24 protein-coding genes are annotated in these 24,061 nt (G+C 57.3%); 12 read left to right on the top strand and 12 right to left on the bottom strand.

Annotated elements, in window-relative coordinates; translation table 11 throughout:
• Nucleotides 1-110: 110 nt before the first annotated feature.
• Nucleotides 111-440 (bottom strand): ArsR/SmtB family transcription factor, encoded by a 330-nt coding sequence (locus tag Z946_RS0102385; RefSeq protein ID WP_025054148.1) that lies wholly within the window; start codon nt 438-440, stop codon nt 111-113.
• A gap of 102 nt (nt 441-542) precedes the next feature.
• Between Z946_RS0102385 and Z946_RS0102380 the strand changes: the two genes are divergently transcribed.
• A complete protein-coding gene (locus tag Z946_RS0102380) occupies nt 543-1,724 on the top strand; it encodes an MFS transporter (RefSeq protein ID WP_241461296.1) in 1,182 nt (393 codons plus the stop codon).
• Nucleotides 1,725-1,777: 53 nt separating this feature from the next.
• Here the strand turns inward: Z946_RS0102380 and Z946_RS0102375 are convergent, their stop codons facing one another.
• The 5 genes from Z946_RS0102375 to Z946_RS0102355 form a co-directional block, all read right to left on the bottom strand.
• Complete coding sequence (locus tag Z946_RS0102375; RefSeq protein WP_025054146.1) at nt 1,778-2,065, bottom strand: hypothetical protein; 288 nt, start codon at nt 2,063-2,065, stop codon at nt 1,778-1,780.
• Between the two features lie 226 nt (nt 2,066-2,291).
• Complete coding sequence (locus Z946_RS0102370; RefSeq protein WP_025054145.1) at nt 2,292-3,995, bottom strand: alpha/beta hydrolase family protein; 1,704 nt, start codon at nt 3,993-3,995, stop codon at nt 2,292-2,294.
• 60 nt (nt 3,996-4,055) lie between these two features.
• The gene (locus Z946_RS0102365) at nt 4,056-5,177 is read right to left on the bottom strand and encodes a C4-dicarboxylate TRAP transporter substrate-binding protein (RefSeq protein WP_025054144.1); all 1,122 of its coding nucleotides are present in this window, start codon (nt 5,175-5,177) and stop codon (nt 4,056-4,058) included.
• Between the two features lie 26 nt (nt 5,178-5,203).
• Entirely contained in the window at nt 5,204-6,514 is a 1,311-nt protein-coding gene (locus tag Z946_RS0102360) for a TRAP transporter large permease (RefSeq protein WP_025054143.1), read from the bottom strand.
• On the bottom strand, nt 6,511-7,023 hold the full coding sequence (locus Z946_RS0102355) for a TRAP transporter small permease subunit (protein ID WP_160170260.1): 513 nt from the start codon (nt 7,021-7,023) through the stop codon (nt 6,511-6,513). Before Z946_RS0102355 ends, Z946_RS0102360 begins: the two co-directional genes overlap by 4 nt.
• A gap of 140 nt (nt 7,024-7,163) precedes the next feature.
• On the opposite strand from Z946_RS0102355, the gene Z946_RS0102350 reads away from it, so the two are divergent.
• The 3 genes from Z946_RS0102350 to Z946_RS0102340 all read left to right on the top strand — a co-directional run bounded on the left by Z946_RS0102350 (nt 7,164) and on the right by Z946_RS0102340 (nt 10,347).
• The gene (locus tag Z946_RS0102350; protein ID WP_025054141.1) at nt 7,164-8,075 is read left to right on the top strand and encodes a LysR family transcriptional regulator; all 912 of its coding nucleotides are present in this window, start codon (nt 7,164-7,166) and stop codon (nt 8,073-8,075) included.
• Nucleotides 8,076-8,161: 86 nt separating this feature from the next.
• On the top strand, nt 8,162-8,902 hold the full coding sequence (locus tag Z946_RS0102345; RefSeq protein WP_025054140.1) for an alpha/beta hydrolase: 741 nt from the start codon (nt 8,162-8,164) through the stop codon (nt 8,900-8,902).
• A gap of 86 nt (nt 8,903-8,988) precedes the next feature.
• Complete coding sequence (locus Z946_RS0102340) at nt 8,989-10,347, top strand: ISKra4 family transposase (RefSeq protein WP_025054139.1); 1,359 nt, start codon at nt 8,989-8,991, stop codon at nt 10,345-10,347.
• A gap of 136 nt (nt 10,348-10,483) precedes the next feature.
• Here Z946_RS0102340 and Z946_RS0102335 read toward each other — a convergent pair whose 3' ends face one another.
• From Z946_RS0102335 to Z946_RS0102325, 3 genes are read right to left on the bottom strand one after another with little or no spacing between them, the layout of a single operon-like run.
• Complete coding sequence (locus Z946_RS0102335) at nt 10,484-11,443, bottom strand: glutathione S-transferase family protein (RefSeq protein WP_025054138.1); 960 nt, start codon at nt 11,441-11,443, stop codon at nt 10,484-10,486.
• A gap of 12 nt (nt 11,444-11,455) precedes the next feature.
• Nucleotides 11,456-12,277 carry a 4,5-DOPA-extradiol-dioxygenase gene (gene ygiD, locus Z946_RS0102330; protein ID WP_025054137.1) on the bottom strand — a complete coding sequence of 274 codons (822 nt, stop codon included), beginning with the start codon at nt 12,275-12,277 and terminating at the stop codon, nt 11,456-11,458.
• A gap of 60 nt (nt 12,278-12,337) precedes the next feature.
• A complete protein-coding gene (locus Z946_RS0102325; RefSeq protein ID WP_025054136.1) occupies nt 12,338-12,760 on the bottom strand; it encodes a DoxX family protein in 423 nt (140 codons plus the stop codon).
• Between the two features lie 126 nt (nt 12,761-12,886).
• Between Z946_RS0102325 and Z946_RS0102320 the strand changes: the two genes are divergently transcribed.
• Nucleotides 12,887-13,783, top strand: a complete 897-nt coding sequence (locus Z946_RS0102320) for a LysR family transcriptional regulator (RefSeq protein ID WP_025054135.1) — start codon at nt 12,887-12,889, stop codon at nt 13,781-13,783.
• Here the strand turns inward: Z946_RS0102320 and Z946_RS0102315 are convergent.
• Nucleotides 13,780-14,847 (bottom strand): hypothetical protein, encoded by a 1,068-nt coding sequence (locus Z946_RS0102315; protein WP_025054134.1) that lies wholly within the window; start codon nt 14,845-14,847, stop codon nt 13,780-13,782. The genes Z946_RS0102320 and Z946_RS0102315 overlap by 4 nt on opposite strands.
• A gap of 226 nt (nt 14,848-15,073) precedes the next feature.
• Between Z946_RS0102315 and Z946_RS0102310 the strand changes: the two genes are divergently transcribed.
• Nucleotides 15,074-15,967 (top strand): recombinase family protein, encoded by an 894-nt coding sequence (locus Z946_RS0102310; RefSeq protein ID WP_025054133.1) that lies wholly within the window; start codon nt 15,074-15,076, stop codon nt 15,965-15,967.
• Nucleotides 15,968-16,028: 61 nt separating this feature from the next.
• Here the strand turns inward: Z946_RS0102310 and Z946_RS0102305 are convergent, their stop codons facing one another.
• Nucleotides 16,029-16,424, bottom strand: coding sequence for a PIN domain-containing protein (locus Z946_RS0102305; protein ID WP_025054132.1), 396 nt, complete (start codon nt 16,422-16,424; stop codon nt 16,029-16,031).
• Nucleotides 16,414-16,641, bottom strand: coding sequence for an AbrB/MazE/SpoVT family DNA-binding domain-containing protein (locus Z946_RS0102300; protein ID WP_025054131.1), 228 nt, complete (start codon nt 16,639-16,641; stop codon nt 16,414-16,416). Before Z946_RS0102300 ends, Z946_RS0102305 begins: the two co-directional genes overlap by 11 nt.
• Nucleotides 16,642-17,343: 702 nt before the next feature.
• Between Z946_RS0102300 and repA the strand changes: the two genes are divergently transcribed.
• The 6 genes from repA to Z946_RS0102265 all read left to right on the top strand — a co-directional run.
• Nucleotides 17,344-18,528: a plasmid partitioning protein RepA gene (gene repA, locus Z946_RS0102295; protein ID WP_025054130.1), complete on the top strand. Its 1,185-nt coding sequence runs from the start codon at nt 17,344-17,346 to the stop codon at nt 18,526-18,528.
• A 23-nt stretch (nt 18,529-18,551) separates the two neighbouring features.
• A complete protein-coding gene (gene repB, locus Z946_RS0102290) occupies nt 18,552-19,499 on the top strand; it encodes a plasmid partitioning protein RepB (RefSeq protein ID WP_241461289.1) in 948 nt (315 codons plus the stop codon).
• Between the two features lie 239 nt (nt 19,500-19,738).
• Nucleotides 19,739-21,034: a plasmid replication protein RepC gene (gene repC, locus Z946_RS0102285; RefSeq protein WP_037969022.1), complete on the top strand. Its 1,296-nt coding sequence runs from the start codon at nt 19,739-19,741 to the stop codon at nt 21,032-21,034.
• A gap of 144 nt (nt 21,035-21,178) precedes the next feature.
• Entirely contained in the window at nt 21,179-22,273 is a 1,095-nt protein-coding gene (locus Z946_RS0102280; protein WP_025054127.1) for a Fic family protein, read from the top strand.
• Nucleotides 22,274-22,604: 331 nt separating this feature from the next.
• Nucleotides 22,605-23,090: a hypothetical protein gene (locus tag Z946_RS0102270; RefSeq protein WP_037969021.1), complete on the top strand. Its 486-nt coding sequence runs from the start codon at nt 22,605-22,607 to the stop codon at nt 23,088-23,090.
• 40 nt (nt 23,091-23,130) lie between these two features.
• Nucleotides 23,131-24,061: ArdC family protein (locus Z946_RS0102265; RefSeq protein ID WP_025054125.1), on the top strand; the 931-nt coding region annotated here is incomplete at its 3' end.

The raw sequence follows: 24,061 nt of genomic DNA, 5'->3' as shown, positions 1-24,061 counted from the left end.
GCTGTGAAACGGAGCGGGAAAGGCGCTAGCCAGCATGCACACCAGTTAGCAGCTTTGACATCCAGCCCAGAAAAACAAGCAATGCATACGCAAATCGATGCGGCACGCCCTTAGTTTGCGTTCAGCACTGCTTCCAGCAAACCAGGAAAGCGACGGTCAAGCGCATCTCTTCGCAGTGAAAGCAGGCGACCCCGCCCCTTGGGGATATTCCGGATCACACCTGCTTCGCGCAACACTTTGAACAGGTGCGACTTGGTGGATTTCGCCACTTCCGGATCCATTAAATTGCAGTTTGCCATTTCGACCGGGCCGTCGCGGAGCTGACGCACGATGTCCAACCGGCCCGGATCGCTGAGTGCGAACAAGACTTGCGTCAGTTGCAGCTCCTGTTCCTGCGGGTGCGCAAGATCGGGGCTGACAGTGTCGGGTAAGATACTCATGGTTCGAATATACTTGAACCTTCCGCAGGAAGAAACTAGAGAAAGGTTCGATAAACTTCGAACCCTTATGAAGGACTGCATTCCAAAATGACTACGATTGTGATGTCACCCAAGGCTAGAGAGCGCGCTGGTTTCGCAATCGTGCTTACTGGAAGCGCTCTGATGATGGCGAGCGCGAGCGCGCCGTCCCCCTTTTATCCGCTACTGCAGCAGCAACTTGGTTTTTCGTCTTTGGTCGTGTCGGAGATATTCGCAATTTACGCAATTGCCCTTCTTGCGACACTGTTAGTGGCCGGATCAATCTCGGATCATGTCGGGCGGCGCCCTATTCTGTCGATAGGGTTCGTGCTACTCGCTGTTTCCGCCGCCGGATTCGAGCTGTCAGGTTCTGTGCCTGCGTTGTTGTTGGCTCGTGTAGTACAGGGCGTAGCATGCGGCCTTCTTTTGTCTACGCTGTCGGCTGCGATTACGGATTTTGAACCCCCTGAATTCAAGGGCATCGCGGCGATCTGTAATTCAGTCATCCCCCTCGTCGGGCTGGCCCTGGGGGCCTTGGTATCCGGCTTCGCGATGGAGCACCTTACCGAGCCAAAATTTGATATATTCACTGGGATTGCAATGGCCAGCCTGGTGTTGGCGCTGGCCACATGGGGCTTGCCCGAAACATCGCCACGGCATGAAGGCTTGTTGCAGGCGCTGAAGCCTCGCGTTGGCCTCCCGATCGAAGTCAGGGGCACGTTCTGGCGTGGCGCTCCGACGCTATTCGCGGGCTGGGCCACAGGGGGGCTGTATCTGTCGCTTGGCGCACTCATCATCTCACAGGTTTTTGGTATTCAAAATGTGATTGTCCAGGGCTTCGTGGTCGCATTGCTGGCCGGGGTTGGTGCGCTGGCTTGTTTCATTGCGCGCAACTACTCTGCTCGTGAGGTCACGTTGTTTGGCGCCGCAGCGCTATCAATGGGAACCTTTGCCACTTTGTTTGGCATTCATTACGAAAATCTAGTGCTCTACCTTATTGCGCTCGCCGTTGTGGGGGCGGGTTTCGGCACCTGCTTTTACGGTTTCATCCGCTCGATTATTCCACTGGTACCGGAGGATGTCAGAGGAGAAACTTTCGCTGCGCTATTCTGTATCAGTTACTTGGCATTCGGCTTGCCAGTGGTAATTGCCGGACTTTTGGTGCCGGTATTCGGGCTGAAAGTCGTTGTGATCTGTTACGGCAGTCTGATCGCCTCTCTGGCCTCTCTCGCAGGGCTGATGCGCAAATTTGGTCGAACCGACTAAGGACCCAATCTAGCCTCAACACATTGGCTGCATTACCGAATGCAGCGGGTGATTCAGGCTCTAGACGCGTTAAATGTCCCGGAAGCAAATAGACCGAATTTGACCGTCCCAGACATGGTGTCGCCGTCGCGCGCTCCCAAAAACTTCAACTTCATCGGCATCGGAAGCTCAATCTTTGTGGACCACGCAATGGCTGCTGCGCTAATTTCCAAATCTTGCATTGGACCTTTGCCATTTTTGCCAGCCATCTCTCCAACCGGAACACCACCGTCATTCCCCAATTTCAGTGTCGCATCAAATTCTCCCGTTGGCGCTTTGATAGTAATATTCCAGTATTCCATTAACGAGTTCCTTGCAGGTGTTGCAGAGAGTTGCGTATTATTGTCAAAATGATCTGCGTCTTTCCCAAGAATCTCAATCTCTTTTTCTAGGCGCCTCTGAATGGTGCAAGGAACCTAGTGAGGCATGCCATCGGAACTGGCCAGAGAACAAATACTGGCGATAGCCTTGAGGCACATTATTTGAGCCCGTCGCGCGGCAAAGCTTGTGCGACGGGCTCCCCAGTCGTTATCCAGCAGCGTATTGTGTCGCTTGCCCAGCAACCACGAACCATGTGACCAGCAGCGCGTTTGCGAAGGCGCCTGGCAGATAGCTCGCAGTTCTTTGATAGAGGAATGTGCTGATAATCGCCGCGGTCAGCAGCAGTGGCACAAACTGAAACATGACGATGGTGTTCAGTGGCTCGGATGGTGTCAGCAGTATGCCGTTGGAAAACAACGCGGCGTATTGCATGATCAAGAACACCAGAAACCCACCCATCAGCGCCAGCGCATTCAAGGTGTAGGTTGCGCGCAGGCTTTGCCCCGCAACAGACAGCCCCCCATGCAAAGCGCGCATTGCCAGAACGAAGTAGATCGTAAAGGGCACGAGATAGACCAGCGCAGTCGCAAATCGTTCAGCGGTCAGCAATTTGACACCAACGAACCAGAAGCGAAAATCAACCTTTAGGAAGAAATCGACAATTACAGCCGAAAGGTAGGCCACAAATACCGCAGCCCCCGCCAACACCAGTGACCGGGCGATGTTGATCGGGAAGACGACCGGCTGCGTGCGGATCACGAGCCCGACAAGCCCTGCGACGGCACCGTTGATGACGGCCCAAAACGCAACCTGTGACGTGATGGTCTGAGGGAGCAATGCCGAGGCGGGAAACAACGACTCAGCAAGGGTGAAGAGCGGATAATAGTTCGCCACCGGGAACAGCGCGCTAAACAAAAATATTCCCCACCACTTTGGACCGCGCGTGGTATGCGCCGCAGCCACGGGTGTGGCTTGCAGATCGCGCAACCAGGGCAGGGACAGTAGCCCGTTCAACGTGCCCATGATCAGCACTACGAAGCCTACCAAGCCGATTAATGTGGCAAATTCCTTGTAAAACCAGATTTGGTTGTCGGCAGGCAGCGGGCGCGCGCCGTCCAGCGTTTGCGCAAACCAATCCACCGAATGGCCAATAGCCGCTCGCGATAGGTGATCACCGGGGTGTGTGACAGGTGGTTGCCACAGGATGCGCGCGTTGCCTGCTGCTATGTCGCCATAAATTTTGCCTTCTTCTACAGGCGTTTCAGAACTGAAAAACGCCATCAATTTTGGGCTTTGCTCTACATCATCGGCCTTATCCACGCCCCACATGAGGCTTGAAAATTCGTCGTATGCAGAAAACACGACCGACACGTTGCGTGGCCAGTCTGCGGTACCTTCAGCTGCAAATGGCGCGCCGACGCTGGACCCTTCCAGTACGATAGATTTGTAATCATCGGGATAGGTGGCTGCCGCTGCCAATACTGTCCAGCCGCCCATTGAGTGGCCTTCCATGCCGATGTTATCAACATCAACAATATCGAGACCGCGCAGATATTGCAGCGCTGCGGGCCCGCCGAAACCGGCTGAAAAAGCGGCCCCCTCGGAGTAGCCATGACCCGTTTGGTCAATAGACAGAACCACATAGCCGCGCCGCGAATATTCAATGGCAAAGCCGGATTGAACCTCGCGGGTGTTGATATAGCCATGAACCGCCAGAATGGCCGGCGCTTTTGTTTGGGCCGTGACGCCTTCAGGCACGTAAAGTAGCCCGCTTTGCAGATTGCCATTGGCACCGATAAAGCGGACATCTTTAATGGTGACACCGTTTGTTGTTTGCACCAAGTGAGCCGCAATAGATCCGACAAATACCAACACCAGACCCAAAGCGAATATTCGCCAGTTCGTTTTCATGTTCTGTCTCTCCCTTCCGTTAATTAAAAAGGGGGGCCGATGGCCCCCCTGAATTAGTGATCAGTTGACGCCGTAGGTATCAGCATCAAGCCGGTCATAGATTTCGCTGCGCGCCAATGCAGCGAGTGCCTCCGTGTCGGTACGGTCAACATCTTTCAGCAGCGCTTCCCAGCGGTCGATGATCCCTTTGAAAGCTGTCAGAACTTGATCTGGGTTTTCCACACCGCGCGATGTTGCGTTTTCGATCAGCGCGGTTTCGTCGGCGACAACGAAATCAGCCAACGCTTGCTGCAAGGCCGCGTCAGGGTCCAGAACAGTCATGCCGGCGTCCTTGGCCGAAGCGACGGCTGTGGCAACATCGGCGTCAAAGGCGACGCGGTGCTGCGCCAGCTCATAAGCCATTTCATCGAACAGAACGCGGCGCTGTTCGGCGGTCAGCCCCTGCCAAAACCCTGCGTTATAGCCCCATTCAAACCCTGCGTAGTAGTTGCCGATGGCGAGAGTATTCATCGAGGTGACGACATCCTTGAGGCTAAAGCTGTCGAGGGCATCCGCAGCCGCAACCGCGCAATCCAGCGAGCCTGTGTCAAGCCCGGTGTACATTTCGCTTGACGGGATCGAAACCGGAACGGCACCGACAAATTCGGCAAAGCGGGACCAAGCGCCACCGGCCATGCGCATCCGCTTGCCTTTTACATCCGCTAGGGTCTCAACGTCTGTGTTGCACATCATGAAATACTGCGATGTTGAATAGCCACCGCCGAACACAACGCCATTGTCAGCCCATTCTGCGAGGGCGGCAGGATTTGTCAGGCCGAATTCGGTCGATGCAAAGGCCATGACCATCGGATCGGTATTGTAGAACGCCATGTTGCCGATCAGGTTGGCAATCGGCAGTTCGGCCGGGGTGTAGGTACCGGCATGATAGCTGACCTGCGCCACACCATCGCGTACCCCCTGCAAGGACGAGGCTGGCGGCAGCAAGGAGCCTGCGGAAAACACGCGAAACGTCACCTCGCCATTGGTGCGGTCGGCCACACGTTTGGCAAAGTCCACATAGGGGCCGCGCACCATTGAATGCCGTTCGGCGAAAAAATGGTTTGCGTTATATTCGGCGGCCGCCGCAGGCGCTGCAATGGCCAGGCCAAGCAACGTCGCGTTGAGGGTGTTGGATATTTTCATAGTCGTCTCCTCCAGTTGAAATTTTGTCAGTTGTTCATGAATGACGGCAAGAACAGGCTGATCGCGGGAAAGGCGATCAGCAGGATCAGGGTCAATAGATCCATGGCGATGAACCATGTGGTGCCGGACATGATGTCCTTAAGCTTTACCCGCCCGGCCAGCGCGCCGTGCAGGACATAAAGGTTCAGACCCACGGGTGGTGTAACCAGGCCGATCTCCAGCAGTTTGATGGTGATGATGCCGAACCAGATCAGGTTTACATCCGCCGCTTCCAGTACCGGCAGCAGCACGGGCAAGGTCAGCAGCATCAGACCGATTGAATCGATCACCATGCCAAGGATGACGAACAGCACCGCGATCATCACGATGATGATGATCTGGTTGTCCGACACCGCCAGCATGCCATCAGCCAACGCACGTGGCACACCCGACAGGCCCATGAAACGGGTGAACATGATGGCGCCGATCGAAAGAAAGAAGATCGACGACGTGGCGATCACTGTTTGGCGGATGGCTGTGCCCAGGGCTTGGCGGGTCAGGCTGCGGCGGAAGGCGGCGATGGACAGGGCCAAAAACGCCCCGACACTGCCTGCTTCGGTCGGTGTGAAAAAGCCACCGAATATGCCACCCAACACACCAGAGATCAGCACCGGGAACGGCCAGACGGATAGCAGAAGCGTCCAGAATTTCGGCCATGCGAAGGGGTTTTTTACCGGCGGAGCGAGCGATGGTTTCAGCGTGCAGCGCACCGTGATCATGCCCATATAGACCAGCGCGGAAAGAACACCTGGGATCAGTCCTGCAATGAAAAGCTGGCCTATAGATTGCTCAGTAAAAATCCCGTAGAGCACCATAAGGATGGACGGGGGGATGAGTGAGCCCAATGTGCCGGACGCGGCCACCACTCCTGTCGCCAATGAAGGGTGATAGTTTGCCCGCAGCATTTCGGGCACAGCGATACGCGACATGGCAGCAGTCGTGGCAATGCTCGAGCCCGAGGCAGCAGCGAAAAGACCGCATGCCCCGACACTGGCCGAGGCCAAGCCACCTGGCACCCGCGCCAGCAGCATCCGCAACAGATCAAAGGCGCCTGCCGTCAGGCCGGTACTGGCCGCGATAAAGCCCATCAAAAGAAACATCGGAATGGCCGTCAGCGACCAATCCCCGATAAAGCTGAAGGGCAACGCGCTGATAATACCAAAAGCCGCCGTCAGATTTGTCATAACGGTGATGCCAATAATTGAGACAATCATCAGTGCCACACCAATCGGCGTGCGGATCGAAAGCAGCGCGAACAGGGCGGCAACACCGGCCCAACCAATCATAAGTGCACTCATCCCGCGGCCTCGTCAGTGGTGTTTCGCGTCACGGTTTTTCCTTGAATGACCATGATCGCGCGCAGCAAAGCGGCTATCGCAGCCAGCGTGAAACCAAGGGGCAGCATACAACGGGCGGGCCAGACGATGATCTCTCGACTGCCCATTACCACCTCGCCCACGCGAAACGCGCGGATGGCGTCCTGCCCTGTGCGCCATGCAATCACGGCCAGAACGGCGGCAGTCGCCATCAGCGTCAGCAGCAGACAAACTTTCTGAACCGGTGCCGGGAATAGGTTGAACAACAAATCAACGCTGATTTGGTCATCCTCTAATTCGACAAACGCCATGGGAAGCATGACGATAGCAACCATGTAGTAATAGGATGAAATCTCGACCGTGCCCTGGATGGGGGCATTGAACGCGACCTTCAATACGACATCCAGCGTCACATGCAGCATCATAAAAAGCAGACCCGCGCCGCCTATGTACATCAGCGTTTGCGTTAAGCGTCGAAATGCCGTTTCCATCTTTCCCCCCTTCATGCCACGCAAATTGCATGCGCATGCCTCCGGCTCCTTTCTTTTCTTGTCCAGCAGCTACAGGCAAATACCATTGCTTGATCGGTTGATCGCATTTCGTTATCAGTCTCAGCCAGAGAGGGCATTTCATGCAGAACAAACCATCAAGCCTTGGGATCCGGCATTTGCGCTATGCGCTCGCTGTTGCGGATGCGGGGGGCTTTCGTGCCGCAGCTGAAATGCTCAACATCGCCCAGCCAGCTATTTCGAAAACCGTGCGCGATACCGAAGAAGACATGGGGTTTGAGATCTTTGTTCGAGGCACCAAAACCGTTGAGATCAGTGAAAACGGGAAGCGGTTTCTAGACGATGCGCGTCAGACCGTGGCCCAGTTTGAACGCACCATTCGCGCGTCGCGGCGAAATGGGGTGGGCGATAGGGGCCATATCATTATCGGCTATTCGGCCTTGGCCACGTCCACTCAGTTGTCAGATGGGCTCGAAACGTTTCAGGCACTTTATCCAGGCGTTCAAGTGGAAATGCACGTCATGTCGACCGACACCATGATGCGCAACATCAAAACTGGTGCGATTGATTTGGGTTTTTTGATGGCGCATGACACGGTGCGTGATCCGGGCATTTCGCAGCGTGTTGTCTGGACCTCGCCCATCGGCTTGGTCGCGCCGCATGACGCTGCTGACATGACGTTGGACGCGCTGCGCGCTGCACCGTTTATCATGGGTGTCCGCGAGAATTGGCGGGCGTATCGCGCGCTGTTGGATGACGCATTTGAACAATCGGGCTTCACGCCGATCGTCGAGGACGAGGCATGGGATATTCACGTGATCCTGCAACGCGTCGCGGACGGGCGTGGATATACCTTCCATCCGATCACAGCAGAGTCGGCGATGCCTCGTGCACTGCGGATTATGCCGCTTGAGGAGCTTGATGCCGAGCTTTCGATTGCGATCGCCTGGAGCGCTGCGGCAGATACGTCCCTATTGCGTATGTTTCGCGCGCAATATGCATCGCAGGCAAGTGTGACTGATCGCCAACCGTGATCGGCTGATCGTATATCTCTATTTGTTTTTCGGCCTGCAAAACTTGATTTCGAACGAAACGGACGAATGACAGGATTGAAAGCCATATGGAAAACGACAGCACCGCGCCTTTTCTTCTTGAAGGATCCCGTTGCGGTGTCTTGTTGCTGCATGGCTTTACCAGCACGCCGCAAAGTGTGCGCTATGTGGGCCACCGATTGCACGCGCTTTCCGGTGCCACGGTGATGGCCCCCTTGCTTGCCGGGCATGGGACGACGCCAGAGGATTTTGCCCAAACTGGTTTTCGCGATTGGTTGAAATCTGCAGAGGACGCGTTGGAGGCGCTGAGCGCACGGTGCACTACCGTTTGCGTCGCAGGGTTGTCGTTGGGCGGGACGATCGCGTTGAACCTGTCGATCCGGCGCGGTGATCTGGTTGACAGAGTTGCCACAATCAATGGGTCAACGGGCCTTTATTCACCGCAGCAGATGAAAGCGTTTTTTGATGGCTGCACCGGCGATTTTCAACCCGGTATTGGTTCGGACATTAAAAACCCCGGCTACAAAGAGACCTGCTATGACCGCATTCCAAATGCCGTTACCCAAGAGCGGTATGTTTTGGTGACTGCAACAGGGCAAATGTTGCCACTGCTCGACAAACCTTTGTTGATCCTGCAATCGCGTACGGATCATGTCGTCAGTCCTGAGAACGGCAAACGGATCGAAGGTGCAGTTGCCTCTCGTTCCATCACCTTTTGCTGGCTCGAAAATTCTTATCACGTGGCTACTCTGGATAATGATCGGGACTTGATTGTACAGGAACTTACAAATTTTCTGACCGCAGAATAGCTCTTGTCGCGTTGCCCTTAAATCGGGAGTGGGCAAAACTTGGGGGTGTCTGTGTATGTTGGTGGTTCATTGAGAAGGGAACTACCATGGAAGTGCGGATTATTGTCGAGACGACCCTTGAGAACGGAACCACAAAGAGGCATCATCTTGGCCGTTTGTCCCGCACGTTTCGACCCACGCAGCCTGAGGGGTTCGGGTTGTTGCTCGAAGATGCAAAGACGATCCTCGGGCAGTTGCAGAAAGCGATCCTGCTCGACCAGATCGAGGAGATTTCTCAAGCAAGCAGGATCTGTCCCGACTGCGACGGGGTCCGGGCCATACATGATTATCGGTCTCGGGTGCTCGACACGCTCTTCGGCAGGTTCGAGGTCAAGGTGCCGCGCATTCGCCGCTGTGCCTGCAATGCAAAATCCGATGTTGTGTTGGGCGGACCGCTTTCGCCTCTCGCGCACTTTTTTCCGGATCGATCGACCCCGGAACTGCGACGCCTTCAAGCCGAACTTGGGGCGCGTCATTCCTTCCGGGAAGCGGCGCGTATCCTGGAAACCTTTCGGCCTTGCGCGAAGCAGGTGAACACATCGGTGCGCAATCGACTGGGTAAAGTTGCCCGGGAGATCTGCGACAGCGAGCTGACTGAGCCGCTGGTTCCTTCAGCCGCCGAAGAGGCGCCTGCGCTGACGGTTTTCCTGGACGGTGCGCATATCCGATGCAGACCGGAATACCAGAAACGACACCTCGATGTTGTGGTGGGCAAGATCGAAAGCCACGACAAGTGCCGCCGCTTTGGCCTTGTTCAACAGGCGGTGCTGTCACCTGCCAGCCAGCTTCGCCAGGACTTGAGGGCTCTCGGTTGGGATCGCGGAAAAACCGTCACGGTGATCTCGGACGGGGAACCCGCCCTGCCAAACCTCGTGCGCGGCGCAGTCGGTGGAAAGGTCCGCCACATCCTCGACTGGTGGCACATTTCGATGCGTATTCAGCACATCGAGAACGCGGTGAAGGGCCTGCTGCAGGTCAGGGGCTTTTCCGGCATTCCAGTGCTGTTCAAACGTCCGGCCGAAGCGCTGCGATGGTACCTGTGGCATGGAAAAGTCCTGACTGCCACGACCAGTCTGCAATGGTTGATGGTCGATTGCGCCCGGCTGGGTACAGATGACCGCGTGGCAACTGAAGCCGTCCGGCGGGTGCAAGCCCGGTGCCGGGATCTCTATTCCTACCTTGCGAACAACATGGACAATCTGACCGACTATGGTCGGCGGCAACGTGCGGGGCTTCCGATCTCTTCATCCCGGGCCGAGGGCTGCGTAGACGACATCGGCAACACCCGCATGGGAAAACGTCGCCGAATGAGATGGTCGCCCAAGGGAGCCCACCGCGTGGCCGTTGTGCGTGCCGCCGTTCTCGACGGCCGTCTAACTGGTGCGTACCAAAGAGCAGCCGCATAACCCCCAAGTTTTGCCCACTCCCCCCGCGATCACGCTTTGGCTGGGAAGCACCGTCGGTTAGGCTTGAGCCACACGCAAAACGAATAGCGACGGGCGAGGAGTAATCCTCGCCCGTCGCATTGTTCAGGCGATGTACTTAAAAGCTCAGCAGTTCCGCGATATGATCGGGTGCCTTGGGCACGATCCCATTGGGATTGAGCGCCTTGATCGAATAGTAGCCATGCAGGATGTGATCCATGTTCACCGTTTCCCGCACGCCGGGCAAGTCGAGCATCCGTGTGATGTAGTCGGTGAGCCGGGGGTAGTCCTTGACCTGCCGCCGGTTGGTCTTGAACAGACCATGATAGGCTGCGTCGAACCGGATCAGCGTCACGAAAGCGCGAATGTCCGTTTCCGTCACGCTGTCGCCGAACAGGTAGTCGCCAGTCAGCCGTTCCTCAAGCTCGTCCAGCATGGCGAACACGCCCTCCAGCGCCTCTTCATAGGCAGGCTGAGACGATGCGAAACCAGCCTTGTAGACGCCGTTATTGAGCAAGTCGTAGAGGCGGGGGGTCAGAGCGTCGATCGCGGCTGCCAGGTCCTCGGGATAGAGCCGCAGATCAGAAGGCATGAGATGTTCGAAGGCGGTATCGAACATGCGCAGGATATCGGCGCTTTCGTTGTTCACTATCACATTCCGCTTGGTGTCCCAGAGCACCGGAACCGTTGCGCGCCCGGTGAAGCTTGGATCGGCCTGGGTATAGATCTCGTGCATATAGCGTGACCCGAACAGCGGATCCTCGTCGGCGTCGGGAAAACCACCGAAACGCCATCCCTGATCGGTCAGGGTCGGATTCACCACGGTCACTGGGATCATGTCATCGAGTCCCTTCAGCTTGCGCGCAATCAGCGCACGCGACGCCCAGGGACAGATTAGGGCCACATAAAGCCTGTAGCGGCCAGCTTCGGCCTTGAACCCGCCCTCCCCCGTTGGGCCGGGCGCGCCGTCCGGCGTGATCCAGTTGCGAAAGCTGGAGGTCTGGCGCACAAAGCGGCCATCCTTGTCGGCCTTTTGCACCGGTTGCCAGTTTTCCATCCATTTGCCGTCCATAAGCATGTCCCGGTCTCCTTAGTTCGCGTGAAAGATGAAGGACCGCATCGACACCGATCCAAGATCGATCGCATCGGTCATGAAGGTCAGGTCGTCGCGCGCGTCTGACGCGCCGGCGATTGTCAGCGCCGGCAAGTAGTGATCCACGGTCGGATGTGCCGCCGTGAAGAGGGTGCCCAGCCCTTCCGCATCGGCGAGCGCGCCAAAGTCCCGGTCCGCGAGACAGTCGGCAAAAAACGCATCGAATTCCTGCGCGAAATCCTGCGGCGGGCCACCCCGGCGCATGGCGCGCAAATTGTGGACGACATTGCCCGAGCCGAGGATCAGGACGCCTCGGTCCCGCAGTTCAGATAGATCGCGGCCGATTTCCAGTTGATGTTCCAGCCCCCGCCCCATGTCGACCGAGACCTGAAAGACCGGCACATCCGCATCGGGATAGAGATATTTCAGGACAGCCCAGGTACCGTGGTCGAGACCCCAGGTTTCATCCCCGGCGGCGCGGTGACTGTGGAGAAGCGATATCACTTCACGGGCCAGATCGGGTTGCCCATGGGCCGGATATCGCTCTTGATACAGCGCCTCGGGAAAACCGTAGAAATCGTGAATCGTGCGCGGCATGGCAGAGACATCCACAAGTGTCGTTCCGTTGGTCATCCAATGTGCCGAGACAACGAGGATCGCCTTCGGTCGTGGCAGGCTCTGGCCAAGCAGCGCCCAGGACCGGCTGAACGGGCCGTCTTCGATCGCATGCATCGGGCTTCCGTGCCCGAGAAAGACGACCGGCACCCTATCGGATGGCGCAAACCGATCCTTGAGGTCTCGTAAACTATGTATCCGCATGATGGGCCGCTTTCGATTGTGTCCGAGCGGCCCAAGGGCCGCCCGGAAATGATTGGAAAATCAGGCGAACTGACCCAGTGCCCTTTGCAGCGCAGGGACTTTCAGCGCGAAGGCACCGCGGCCGAGCGCTGCAATCGCGCCCTGCACGACTGCCCAGAAGATCGGGAATTCCCAGCCGCCTCCTTCCGCCGAGAACAGCCAGCCATTCCCGGCATGGACCCAGGTTGCCCCCAGAAGCACCGGGATCAGCGCCAGCGAGACAAGACGCGTGCCGATGCCGAGGATCAGGGCGATGCCACCGACGATCTCGGCCGCGATCGTGAAATAGGCCAGAAGCCCGGGCAGGCCGAGGCTCTCGAAATAGCCGACGGTTCCGGCGATGGTGAAGACGCTGATCTTCAGCCAGCCATGGGCGAGAAAGAGCGAACCGCTCGCGACGCGAAGTGCGAAGGCGGCATAATCAGAGTTTGTGTGCGTGGTCATATCCGTGTCCTTTTGTTGAAAGCCGCCCGGCGACAGCCTGTCTGTGAAGGAACATACGCCTTGCGGATAACTCCCAAAATGACGAAGATGGAGAATGACTTTCCACGATTTGTTCGCAATAGTAACATGGACCTTTTCGATCAGCTCCGCGCCTTCGTCGCCACGGCGCAGTCCGGCTCCTTCACAGGAGCGGCAACTCAACTGGGTATTTCGAACCGATTGACCTCGAAGTATGTGGCCGAGCTCGAGCAACGCCTCGGTCTGCGGCTCTTCCAGCGCACAACCCGAAAAGTCGGGCTGACGCCGGCCGGTTCCGACCTGCTGTCCCGTGCCCCTGCCCTGCTGGACGATCTCGACGACTTGCTGGCAGATGTCTCGGACTCCTCGAAGGGGTTGTCAGGCGTTGTCAGGATTTCCGCTCCGATCACCTTCGGCGAGGTCTACATTGCGGGAATGCTGGCGCGGTTCGCCGAAATCCACCCAGGGATCACCATCGACCTCAGGCTGAGCGATGCCTTCAGCGACCTTGCCGCAGAGGGGATCGACCTTGCCTTTCGGATTGGTCGCTTCGATATCGCCTCTCTCAAGGTCCGACGACTTGGTACGTTCGAGAGCCTCCCCGTCGCCAGCCCGGACTACCTCGCGCGGGTCGGCCGCCCAGAAACGCCAAACGACCTCTCAGAACACAGCTGCATCGTCGATACCAACCGCAGAAACCCCAAGCGTTGGACCTTCGAACAAAACGGCACTCAGGTCGTGGCTCAGATCGAGGGCCGATTTCACGTTAATTCAGCAAGTGCCGCGGTCGATCTAACACGCCGCGGCCTTGGGATCGCGTATGTTCCAAGCTTCGCCTTGTGCGGCGCACTCGATCGCGGCGAGCTGGTCCGGTTGCTTGAAAGCCATACCGGGGAACGCGGCGACGTCGCTGCCGTCTACCTTGAAGGGCGCACACTGCCCCAAAAAGTGCGCGCGCTCATCGATTTTGCTGTTTTGGATTTCGGAACTACAAGATCAATCTAGAACGCGACCCGCCACATCCTGAAGCGTCCTTGCCCTGTCACTTCTCGGATCAGGCCTCTCTCTCCCATCCAGGCGAGGTTCCGCTGGACAGCCGTGCGACTTGCGCCTGTCAAGGTCTCGGCCATTGGGGCCGACACCAAAGGCCACTCTGTCAACGCCGAACATAGAGCCATCGGAGTTCGTCCCGAAAGCTGGGATGTTGTTTCTTCTGCCCGGGACCCCCATGCTTCGATCTCATCTAGATGACGCATCGCCGTCAGAATTGCGCTGTTCATCCCATCCAACCAGCGGGCCAAGCGTTCAGCTGGTGAGCTCGAGGCACGTAGCCCCCCTGCCCCACCCATAGCGAGCGGTGCGAAGATGGCGCCGCTTCCGTCGCTGGCAGCGATCCTGGACGCGGTGACGGCGGCTTCGATCTGGTCGCCGTGGTGTCCGAGGCCCGCCAGACTCCAGAGATGAAAGCCCATGCAAGCCCGCGTGACCGGGTGGAGCTCGGCTGCGGCGGCCATGACGTCCAGCCATCCGCCCGCGCGATCTTGGAGCCGCTCAGCGCTGTCTTCGATGGTCTCGGGATCGCGGCGATCCAGGAAGGCGGCCAAGTCAGCCTCCGGTCCGGGACCGCCGATCAGGCGCCGAGCAGCCCATCCAACCCTTGCCAGTGCATTTGGGTCATCCTGTGCGCCCGAGAGCCGCATCGATACCCAGAGCGCCAGACGATCAGAACTCACCCGATCCCCTGCGAACCAGCTGAGGTCCGCCGCCTCGATGAGGGCCAGGCGATGCCGCCAGCCTTCCGGGCCACGCTGCAGCCGGTCATCCAGAGCTCCTAGGCGTCCAGCCACGCGTGCCAGTCGCGCAGCGTGAAGCCCCTCTGCCTTTGCCCAGTCATTGACGACAGCAGTTTCGGGCGGTTCCGCCCGCGGCCCGGGAGGCAAATCATCCGGTTCTTCTTCGAGTGGCCCAGGCAAAAACCAGAGATCGTCTTCGTGAGCCTCCGCCTCCCCCTCGATGGTGATGAGGGGATTGTCGAAATCATCATTTAAAGTAGAGGCTTGCGGCTTCATATGTGCAAAATACAGAGCTTTTGCACATTACCCAAGCGTTTTTCTGGCCGTTGCTTGCGCCCTTTATATAGTACGCGCGCGCGGCTGTCGGCGGAACCCCTCAGATCACGCTCAGCGCAAGGAAACCAAGGGTTTTTGGACGAGCACGACGAGAGAGCGCCTACTTGCATTCGTTTACAAACGGTCGTTTATTAGTGGTATGTAAAACTGTAAAAAGCATGATTTGATGCCCTTGATAGGCTACGCGCGAGTTTCCACAGAGGATCAGACCCCCCTGCCCCAGTCTGAGGCCCTTCAATCTGCGGGTTGCGTAGAGATCTTTGAAGAACACGCCTCAGGCGGCAATCGCGCGCGTCCTGTACTCGCGCGTTTGCTCGAACGCGTTCAGAGCGGCGATACGCTGGTCGTTGTGCGGATCGACCGGCTTGCGCGGTCTCTGTCGCACTTGCTGGAGGTGATCGAACGTCTGGAGGCCAAGGGAGCGTTCTTTCGTTCCATTCAGGACCCGATCGACACCGGATCCCCTCAAGGGAAATTCACATTGCAGGTTCTGGGCGCCGCGGCCGAGTTCGAGCGCGCCTTAATTAGGGAACGCACCAAGGCCGGCCTTGCCAGCGCACGCACAAAGGGCCGCGTGGGCGGCAACCCTGGGCTGCGGGCCAAAGACCCTGCCGCTCTTCGCAAGGTGCGGCTGGCACGACAGGACGGCTACATGGAGCGTCTGAACGAAACGGCACAAGATTGGGTTCCTCATGTGCGCCGGTTGCGCCCCGACTTGGCCTGGGAAGACGTGGTGCGCATCATCAACGGCCCCTTGCCTCAGGCGCGTCGTTGGACCCAAAGCCGCCTCTTGCGCGCTGTGAAGGCCTACGTCCGCGACGGCCTCCTGCCTACCGAGGTGCTGGCTCGCGCCGGGCGCCGCGAAACCGACGACCGCCTGCCCGCCATCGTCGCCGCCATCAAGGGCGCGGACCCGGACATCACGCTCCAGGCGATCTGTGACCGGCTGGAATCCATGCGCGAACGCACCCCGCGCGGACGCGCCAGCTGGCAGCCATCGTCCGTGAGGATGCTTTTGGAGCGCGCGGAGAAGTTGGGCTTGCTGAAATCCGCGCAATAAACGCAACCTTGCAAATCCTCCAACTCATGGAACGATTGCAGGGTTGCAGCCCATTTTCTGGTCAGGTGAATGGATTCATGACGCGCAACTGATCTTCGACCAACAATCCGTCGTGCATATCTTCGCTCCACAAAGTCGTGCATCCAGCAATAAGAGCGGCCGACACAATCATCGCGTCATAGACCGAAAGCTGGTATTTTTCTGCCAAAGCTCGGCCCACAAGATGGGTTTGCACAGACAAGTCTTCGACCGGACATAAGGATTGTACCCCTGCAAGAAAAGCGCCGGTCTCCTCCCAACTGAGACCGGCTTTCCTCCGGCAATTGACCATCGCTTCGTTCAGGACCTGCACACTGATCCGCGGCCGCTGCCCCAGGATGTCTTCCGCCTGATCCGCCTTTGGACCGTCGTCAAGAAGGTAAAGGACGACATTTGTATCCGCGAATTCAGCGCTCATGCGCAGCGTCGCGGCTCAAGCGTGCGTCCTTGGATAACTTTCCGCGAAACCGCCTTAGCCCTTGCAGGACTTCATCGGCGCGAGGTTGGCGCTGGACGAGCAAAGTACCGTCGTCCTTTATCAGATCGATTTGGTCACCTTCTTTGAGGCCAAGTTTGCGCACAAGATCGGCAGGCAGCCGGACCGCGAGCGAATTCCCCCATTTTGCAACTTGCATGTTGTCCTCTCCGGTGTGGATAAACATCAAATCAAGTATATCCAAAGCCATCAAAAGGCAAGCTTTGGTTCGTCCAAGGCATTTCTCGCATCTGCACCTGGCGCAGCACAGTTTCTCTCCGTTAGGCGCTTGCCGATGTGTATTAGACTTAGTCCAAGAGTGGGCTTCCGCTACCCTGCAATATCACCGAAAGAATGGCAGCCGTTCGTGGACAGCGACTTTCGCCCTCGGTTTGCCTCCCGATTTGGGTAGGTCGCATGAGTGCCATGTCGCAGCCGTCGTCCCTTCCTTGTCGGTTTTCGCACTCCCCCTCCCCTGCCCCGCGGCGCCTCGTGTCCGGCGCGGTTCATGTTCGGACAGCTAACTGGTTGCTGCGTATCACGCGGCAACCAATGAACGAGAAGATCGATGACGGAGGGCGGAAAGATCGAAGTCACCACATTTGGGTGCTGCATCTAGACACTGATCTCCAAGACCAATTCTAGGCCTGAGAGGCGCGACAGAGCGTAGGATAGGGTTGAGATATTTGTGGTCACTACGTTTACAGCTGTAAACTCGGTCTAGATTGCGCTCGCGGATATAGTCCCCAACTGCCTTCATAGACACTAAATAGAGGAAAAATCTTGACTTAGCCGCGTGAATCGCTGCTTTTATCCCCAAGTGGCGCGAAAAAGGCCACATTTTGGAAATTGAGGCAACCAGATGATTCCAGTGACACCATTGTCAAATGAGCGCCCATCGGCCCTTGCAACGGAGATATCCGAACGGCTCAACGCTGCCATCAGGGAGCATCTACTTTCTGCTTTTGCCCCAGACAATTCAAAAACGCTACGTTCTTTTTCGGCACCAGAGACCGCTGAGCTCTTGGGCGTGTCCGGGCAGTTCATGCGAAAGGTCCACGCTGAAGGGACAATCCCGGAGCCTGAAGATATCCGGGGTGGCAGGCGCTACTACACAGCCCAAGAAATTTGGGACGCTCGTGAAATTCTGGAAAAAACCTCTCGGAAGAAGGGACGTTATATGCCTCGCCGCTCCGGTGAGGAGAAGCTGCAGATTTGGCAGCTGATGAACTTCAAGGGCGGTTCCAGTAAGAGCACAACGAGCATCCACCTCGCTCACTACTTTGCGCTTCGAGGTTATCGGGTCTTAGCCTTGGATCTGGATCCGCAGGGATCGCTCACATCAATGTGTGGTATTAGCCCCGAAATCGAGTTTGATGGACTGACTGTCTATGATGCGATCCGCTACGATGATCCGGTCAGCATGGCGGACGTCGTAGTCCCGACATACTTTCCGGGGCTCTCGATTGCGCCGTCTCGCTTGATATTGTCGGAATTTGAGACGGAATCAGCAGTTCACTCGAACCCGGACCAACCATTCTTTACGCGCATCCGGAATGCCTTGGCGCAGGTCGAGGATGATTTTGATATCGTTCTTATGGATAGTCCACCACAACTCGGTTTCTTGACCATTGCGGGGATGGCTGCCGGCAGCTCCCTGATCGTTCCTCTAACTCCATCGATGTTGGACGTTTCTTCAACAGCTCAGTTTCTCGAACTTGCTGGGGCGTATATGGGCGTGATCGAAGATGCTGGTGCAACTCTGCAGTATGATTTCTTCAGATTTCTCATCACCCGAGACGAGCCAACGGACGTACCTTCTCAGCAGCTGACCTCTTTCATGCGGGCTCTGTTTCAAGACCGGGTGATGTCGGCGACTGCCTTGAAGAGCACAGCAATCAGTGACGCCACCATGCTTAAGCAGTCGATTTATGAAGTGGTGCGTTCAGAGATGACTCGCGCCACGTATGATCGGGCCAAGGGCTCGATGGATGCGGTAGGGCATGAAGTGGAAGCGATGATCCATCAATCGTGGGGGCGTAAGTAATGGCTAGGAAATCTCTTCGCGATATGTCTGGAATTGCCAACACGATCGCGCGTTCCGGTGGATCACAGTCAGAGAGACCGGCGAAGACCAGTGCACCTGCTTTGGGCGCCCTTCAAGGTTCTCTGGCATCTATCCGAGAAATTGATCCAAATCTAATCGACGATTGGGGGCCCGCAGACCGGCTTGAAGAGTTTACAGCTGTAAACTTCGAAGATGACGACGAGAGCTTCGAACGACTAAAAAGCAGCATCCGTGATGGCGGTCAGCAAGTGCCTATTCTTGTTCGACGGTCAAAAGTTGCTGAGGGGCGCTTTGAAGCAATTTACGGACGGCGCCGCTTAAAGGCCTGCCGTGAACTCGGCATAAAGGTTCGTGCAAACGTCCAAGATATTGATGATGCTACGGCTTTGCTGGCGAAAGGATTGGAAAATGCAGCGCGCCGCAACCTGTCTTTCTACGAGAAAGCGCGGTTCGCCGAGGCTATCCAAGCTGCTGGCCACGATGGAGCAACTGTTAGGCAGGTTCTCAACCTCTCTGCGTCCGGTCAGTCGCACCTAACGAAGGTGACGCAAAATGTCCCGGTCAAGATAGGTGACCTGATTGGCGCGGCACCGAAGTCCGGGCGTCCGAGGTGGACGGAGTTAGCAGAGCTCTTTCTCTCCAGAAAGCTCACTGAACGTGCGGCTCTCGATATCTTGGCTAAGATCAGTACAACAGCGAATTCAGACGAGCGCCTTGAATTGCTCATCAAGGAAGCGACAAAGCGCGGCGCGAAGACGTCGAGCGGAACTCGGGAGATCACGCCTTTAGAGGGAGTGACCATCAAAGCTGGTCGCGCAACACTGTCACTTTCAGTGAAGAAGTCTGGCACAAGCGCTGAGTTTGCAACCTGGCTTGAGAGCAATCTCGCAGAGATTATCAAGAAATCCTATGCCGAATTTGCAGATGTAAATTCGGTGGATGACAACTGAGGACGAGCAGAAAGGAGGAACGGCAAACAAAGAAAACCCCCGAAACCGGAGTTTCGAGGGCTGCTGCGCAAGCGCAATTCTTAGATTAGACACCTAGAATCTAGCAGCCAACGAATCACCACACAAGAGAAAACGCTTCTGAGCGAACGGGATTTCTTTGTCGCTGACACAAAATGACGAAATTCAATGATGCTCCGCATGGAGCGACTGAGACAGGCATGCCTCAGAACGGTGGAGGTATGTCCAATATCAACCAACCCTCGGGGTGGCGGAAGGCGACAGCCGGACTCGCCGTTGCTGAACAGCACGCACATGATGGTGAAAGATCAGCCGTACCCAAGACACAGGCCTTTGTTGCCGTGAAACGCGTAGGTGCGCATATCGGCCTCAAGGCAGGGGATATGATGCTCCTCGATACGCTTGGGGCCTTCACGCAGGCGCAAGATTGGGAAGAGGGTCAGCGCCCGATCGTCTGGGCCTCCAATGCCTATCTGATGGAGCAGACGGGCTTTTCACTCTCTGCGCTCAAGCGCCATGCCCGGCGCCTGGCCGAGAGCGGTGTAATCGCCTTCAAAGACAGCCCCAATGGCAAGCGTTGGGGCCACAGGGACGCAGAGGGCCGTATCATTGAGGCCTACGGCTTTGATTTGTCGCCGCTGTCCGCTCGCGTAGAAGAGTTTCAGCAGCTACACGCTGAGCTGCAGGCCGAGCGCGCGCACTGTCAGCGCCTGAAGCGGCAGATCACTGTGTCCCGCCGGATGATCCGGGCGCGGATCGAGGCTGCGCTCAGCGGCGCGCTGAGAGGCCCGTGGACGCAGCTCACAGGCCTTTTCGAGGATCTTTTGGATCGCCTTCCGCGCAGGAACACGGCCTCTGAGGCACTGGAACGACTCTTGGCGTGGTTCAAAGAGCTCCAGGAACGTGTAGAGGCCACGTACCTCAAGGCAGTTCGAGCGGATGAGGTTGTGGAAAACACAGCTAAAACCACCGAGCAAGCACTTAAGAAGACTCAAGAAATGAACTCCAGGGAGGTCATTTCCGAACCTCATATACTAATTACAACACAACTTAATCCTGTAACCTGTAATCGCTCAGAAACTGAGCAAGCGGCGGGCGTGGTGCCCAATGCGCCACCGGAGGAGCAAATTGATAGGGAGTTGGAAGATTGGGTGGCTGAAACGCGCAAGAAACGCGGGGCCGCCCTGGATCTGCCGACAGTCATGCAAGCTTGTCCTGAGTTTGCGTCCTGGGCGCGCAATATGGGCGGATATCTGAAGGATTGGGGCGATCTGCACCGTGTTGCAGGGCAGTTGAGGCCGATGATCGGCGTCTCAGAGCACGCCTGGAACATTGCGCAGGACCGGCTTGGGCCTCAAATCGCGACTGCGGCGCTGGTTCTCACGTTCGAAAAGCATTGTGCAGGCGAAGTCGCATCTCCTGGTGGATATCTGCGTGGAATTGTCCAGAAAGCCGGGGCAGGGGAGCTGCATCTCGAGCGCAGTTTCTATGGCCGGTTGAGCGGGCAGGCGGCATGATGGGATGGGGTAGCAGTTTCTCCTGCATTCAGAGGTCCAGAGGGGTCCGCGGAGATTGGCGCCAGTATTCTCCGCATATTGCGCGGCGAATGCTGTTGTCTTGCGGAGTTTGCCGGTATAATCTCCGCAAGGAGTGCGTAAAATATGACCTACATTCACGAACTAACTGATTGGCCGCAATTTTTTTGGGACAAGGCCAAGCTGTCATCACAACTTGCCGCTGTCCGCCACCGGCAAGGCAAGCTCTTGGGACGCATGGAGGGCCTTGGCTTTGATCTTCGCAATGAGGCGATGTTGAGAACTCTCACCAGTGATGTCGTCAAGAGCAGCGAGATCGAAGGCGAGACGCTCGACAAGGATCAGGTTCGGTCGTCTATCGCAAAACGGCTGGGGCTCGAAATAGGCGGGCTGATCCCGTCTGATCGCCATGTCGATGGGGTCGTCGAGATGATGTTGGACGCGACGCAAGCTTATGACCAACCCATGGACGCAGAGCGATTGTTCGGCTGGCATGCCGCCCTTTTTCCAACGGGGCGAAGCGGAATGACCCGGATCGCCGTAGGGCAGTGGCGGATCGGCCCTATGGAGGTTGTTTCAGGACCTATGGGTCGCGAGCGCGTGCATTTTGAGGCGCCAGGAGCAGCACGGCTTGATATGGAGATGGCGCGGTTTCTAACCTGGTTCAATCAGGCCCCCGATACGGATCCCGTTATTCATGCCGCAATTGCACATCTGTGGTTCGTCACGATCCACCCCTTTGACGATGGCAACGGGCGCATTGCGCGTGCGATCGCGGATATGGCGTTGGCGCGATCCGAACGCAGTTCACAGCGGTTTTACAGCATGTCGACCCAAATCCGGCAGGAGCGGAGCGCCTATTATGATATGCTCGAGACGACGCAGAAGGGGGGGCTTGATGTCACGACTTGGCTCATTTGGTTCCTGAATTGCCTCGACCGCGCATTTGATGGCGCAGAGATCATTTTGGAGGCTGTGTTTCAAAAGGCGCGGTTCTGGGAGAAATACGGAACGGCCAACATAAACGACCGCCAGCGGGACATGCTTAACCGCCTCCTGGATGGGTTCGAAGGAAAACTCACGACGTCGAAATATGCTAAGATCGAGAAATGTTCGCAGGACACCGCATATCGCGACATCCTGGACCTGATCGACTTGGGAGCACTTGAGAAAGATGACGCTGGTGGACGTAGTACCAGTTATTCCCTGTCGGCGGAGTGAAGAGGCTTGTCGCATCCGGTGCTCAGGACAAGCACCGCCAGGATATATCAGACAGTCGCCAGAAAAAATTGCCGATCTAAGATTTGCTATAATTCATTGATATAAATTCTAAAAATGGAACTCTTAGGTCTGGCAATGCCGATGTTCGTTGCCGATCCGGAGTTTCTGCGTGCAATGAAGAAAACTGGGGCCGTGCCGGCCCCTGAAGTTCTTTTCCCGGGCTGGTGGGGCCGGGAAAAGTGAAAGTGTCCTTCGGGTTTTGTGACTGACGGATGAGGGCCTTTGGGGTCCCTCAGATGGGTCCGGGCCGGGTTCCGGTCTGTCTTTCCTGATGAAGGGCATTCCGATGCAAACGGGTGTATTGCGCGTGCTCCGCGCAACCGCTGCCTCCTGGTGGCGGCATAGAGATCTGCGCCTAACTGGCCAGACGGCGCTGGCACAGCGGCTCGAACGCCAGACCGTCCTGCGTGATCTCGGCTATCTCAGGCAGGCGGCGACGCTGCCGAATGCCCATGTGATCTGCGGAGAGGGCGGGACATTCATCCATCTCGGTTGGACCACCGTTTCGACCTTCGCGCCGATCGAGCGCTTTCCCTTGGCCACTCTTGCGGTCGCACGAGGGACCCCGTTCATCGATATCCGACCCGTCACCGATGTCATCGCCTTCGCGAACTTGCCGCGGGTGGCGCGGGACGGATCGGTCGACCCTGAACCCTGGGGTCCTGGCAAGTCCGTCTCGCTGACCACCTACATCGACATGGTCGAAGCCCTCGGTGCCAGGATCATCAACGATCCGCGACCCCGTCAGTCAATCTGATCACCATTTCCTCTCACCAAAACTCGAAAGGAGGCCAGCCATGGCCCGATCCCGCACACCCAAATTCGATGCCTCCGAGGTCATCACAAACGAAATCATCCGCATCATCGAGCGCGGCGTCCTGCCGTGGCGCAAGCCATGGACCGCAGGTGGCAGCTCTCGTCCCCTGCGCGTGGGCGGAGAACCCTACCAGGGAGTGAACAACTTCCTGCTGACGATGCGGACCGTGATGGCGGGCCACAGCTCTCCCTTCTGGATGACGCTGCCGCAAGCCAATGCGTTGGACGCAAAGGTCCGCAAGGGCGAAAAATCCTCTGTCGTCGTTTATTACGGTCAAAGCCGGAAAGACGCGGGCGCAGATGAGCATGACCGCAGTGACGGGGATGATCACTCCGAGGAAGCCCGCATCTTCCGCTTCCAGAAATCCTACCGCGTGTTCAATGCCTGCCAGATCGACGGGCTACCCGACAGCTTCTATCCCGACCCGGAGCCCGTGCCCGAGCATCCGCCGTCCGAGCCCATCCCGCACATGCAGGCGTTTTTCGATGCCATCGACATCACGACCGTCTTCACGGGCACGGAGGCGTATTATTTGCCGCCCGTGGACAAGGTCTACATGCCGTCCATCACGCGGTTCCAGGACCCGCGCAATTTCTACGGGGTCTGGGCCCATGAGCTGGCCCATGCCACGAAAGCCCCCCATCGACTGAACCGTAATTTCGGATTCTCGAAGTTTGGCAGCACGTCCTATGCGCGCGAGGAGATCGTCGCGGAATTGACCTCGGTGTTCCTGGGTCAGACGCTGGGCTTTACCGCGCATACGCTCGAGATGAATGCCGCCTACCTCCACAACTGGTTGCGCGTTCTTCGGTCGGACAAGGGCGCAATCTTCCGGCACGCCGCGGACGCGCAGCGGGCCTGCGACTATCTGATCGCCAGATCAGAGGCGTGCAGGGCAGGGGAGGGCGCTG

This window comes from Sulfitobacter noctilucicola (genome assembly GCF_000622385.1).
Classification (GTDB): Bacteria; Pseudomonadota; Alphaproteobacteria; order Rhodobacterales; family Rhodobacteraceae; genus Sulfitobacter; species Sulfitobacter noctilucicola.
Note: the sequence above shows the minus strand (reverse complement) of the source record. Positions and strands in the feature narration are given on the sequence as shown.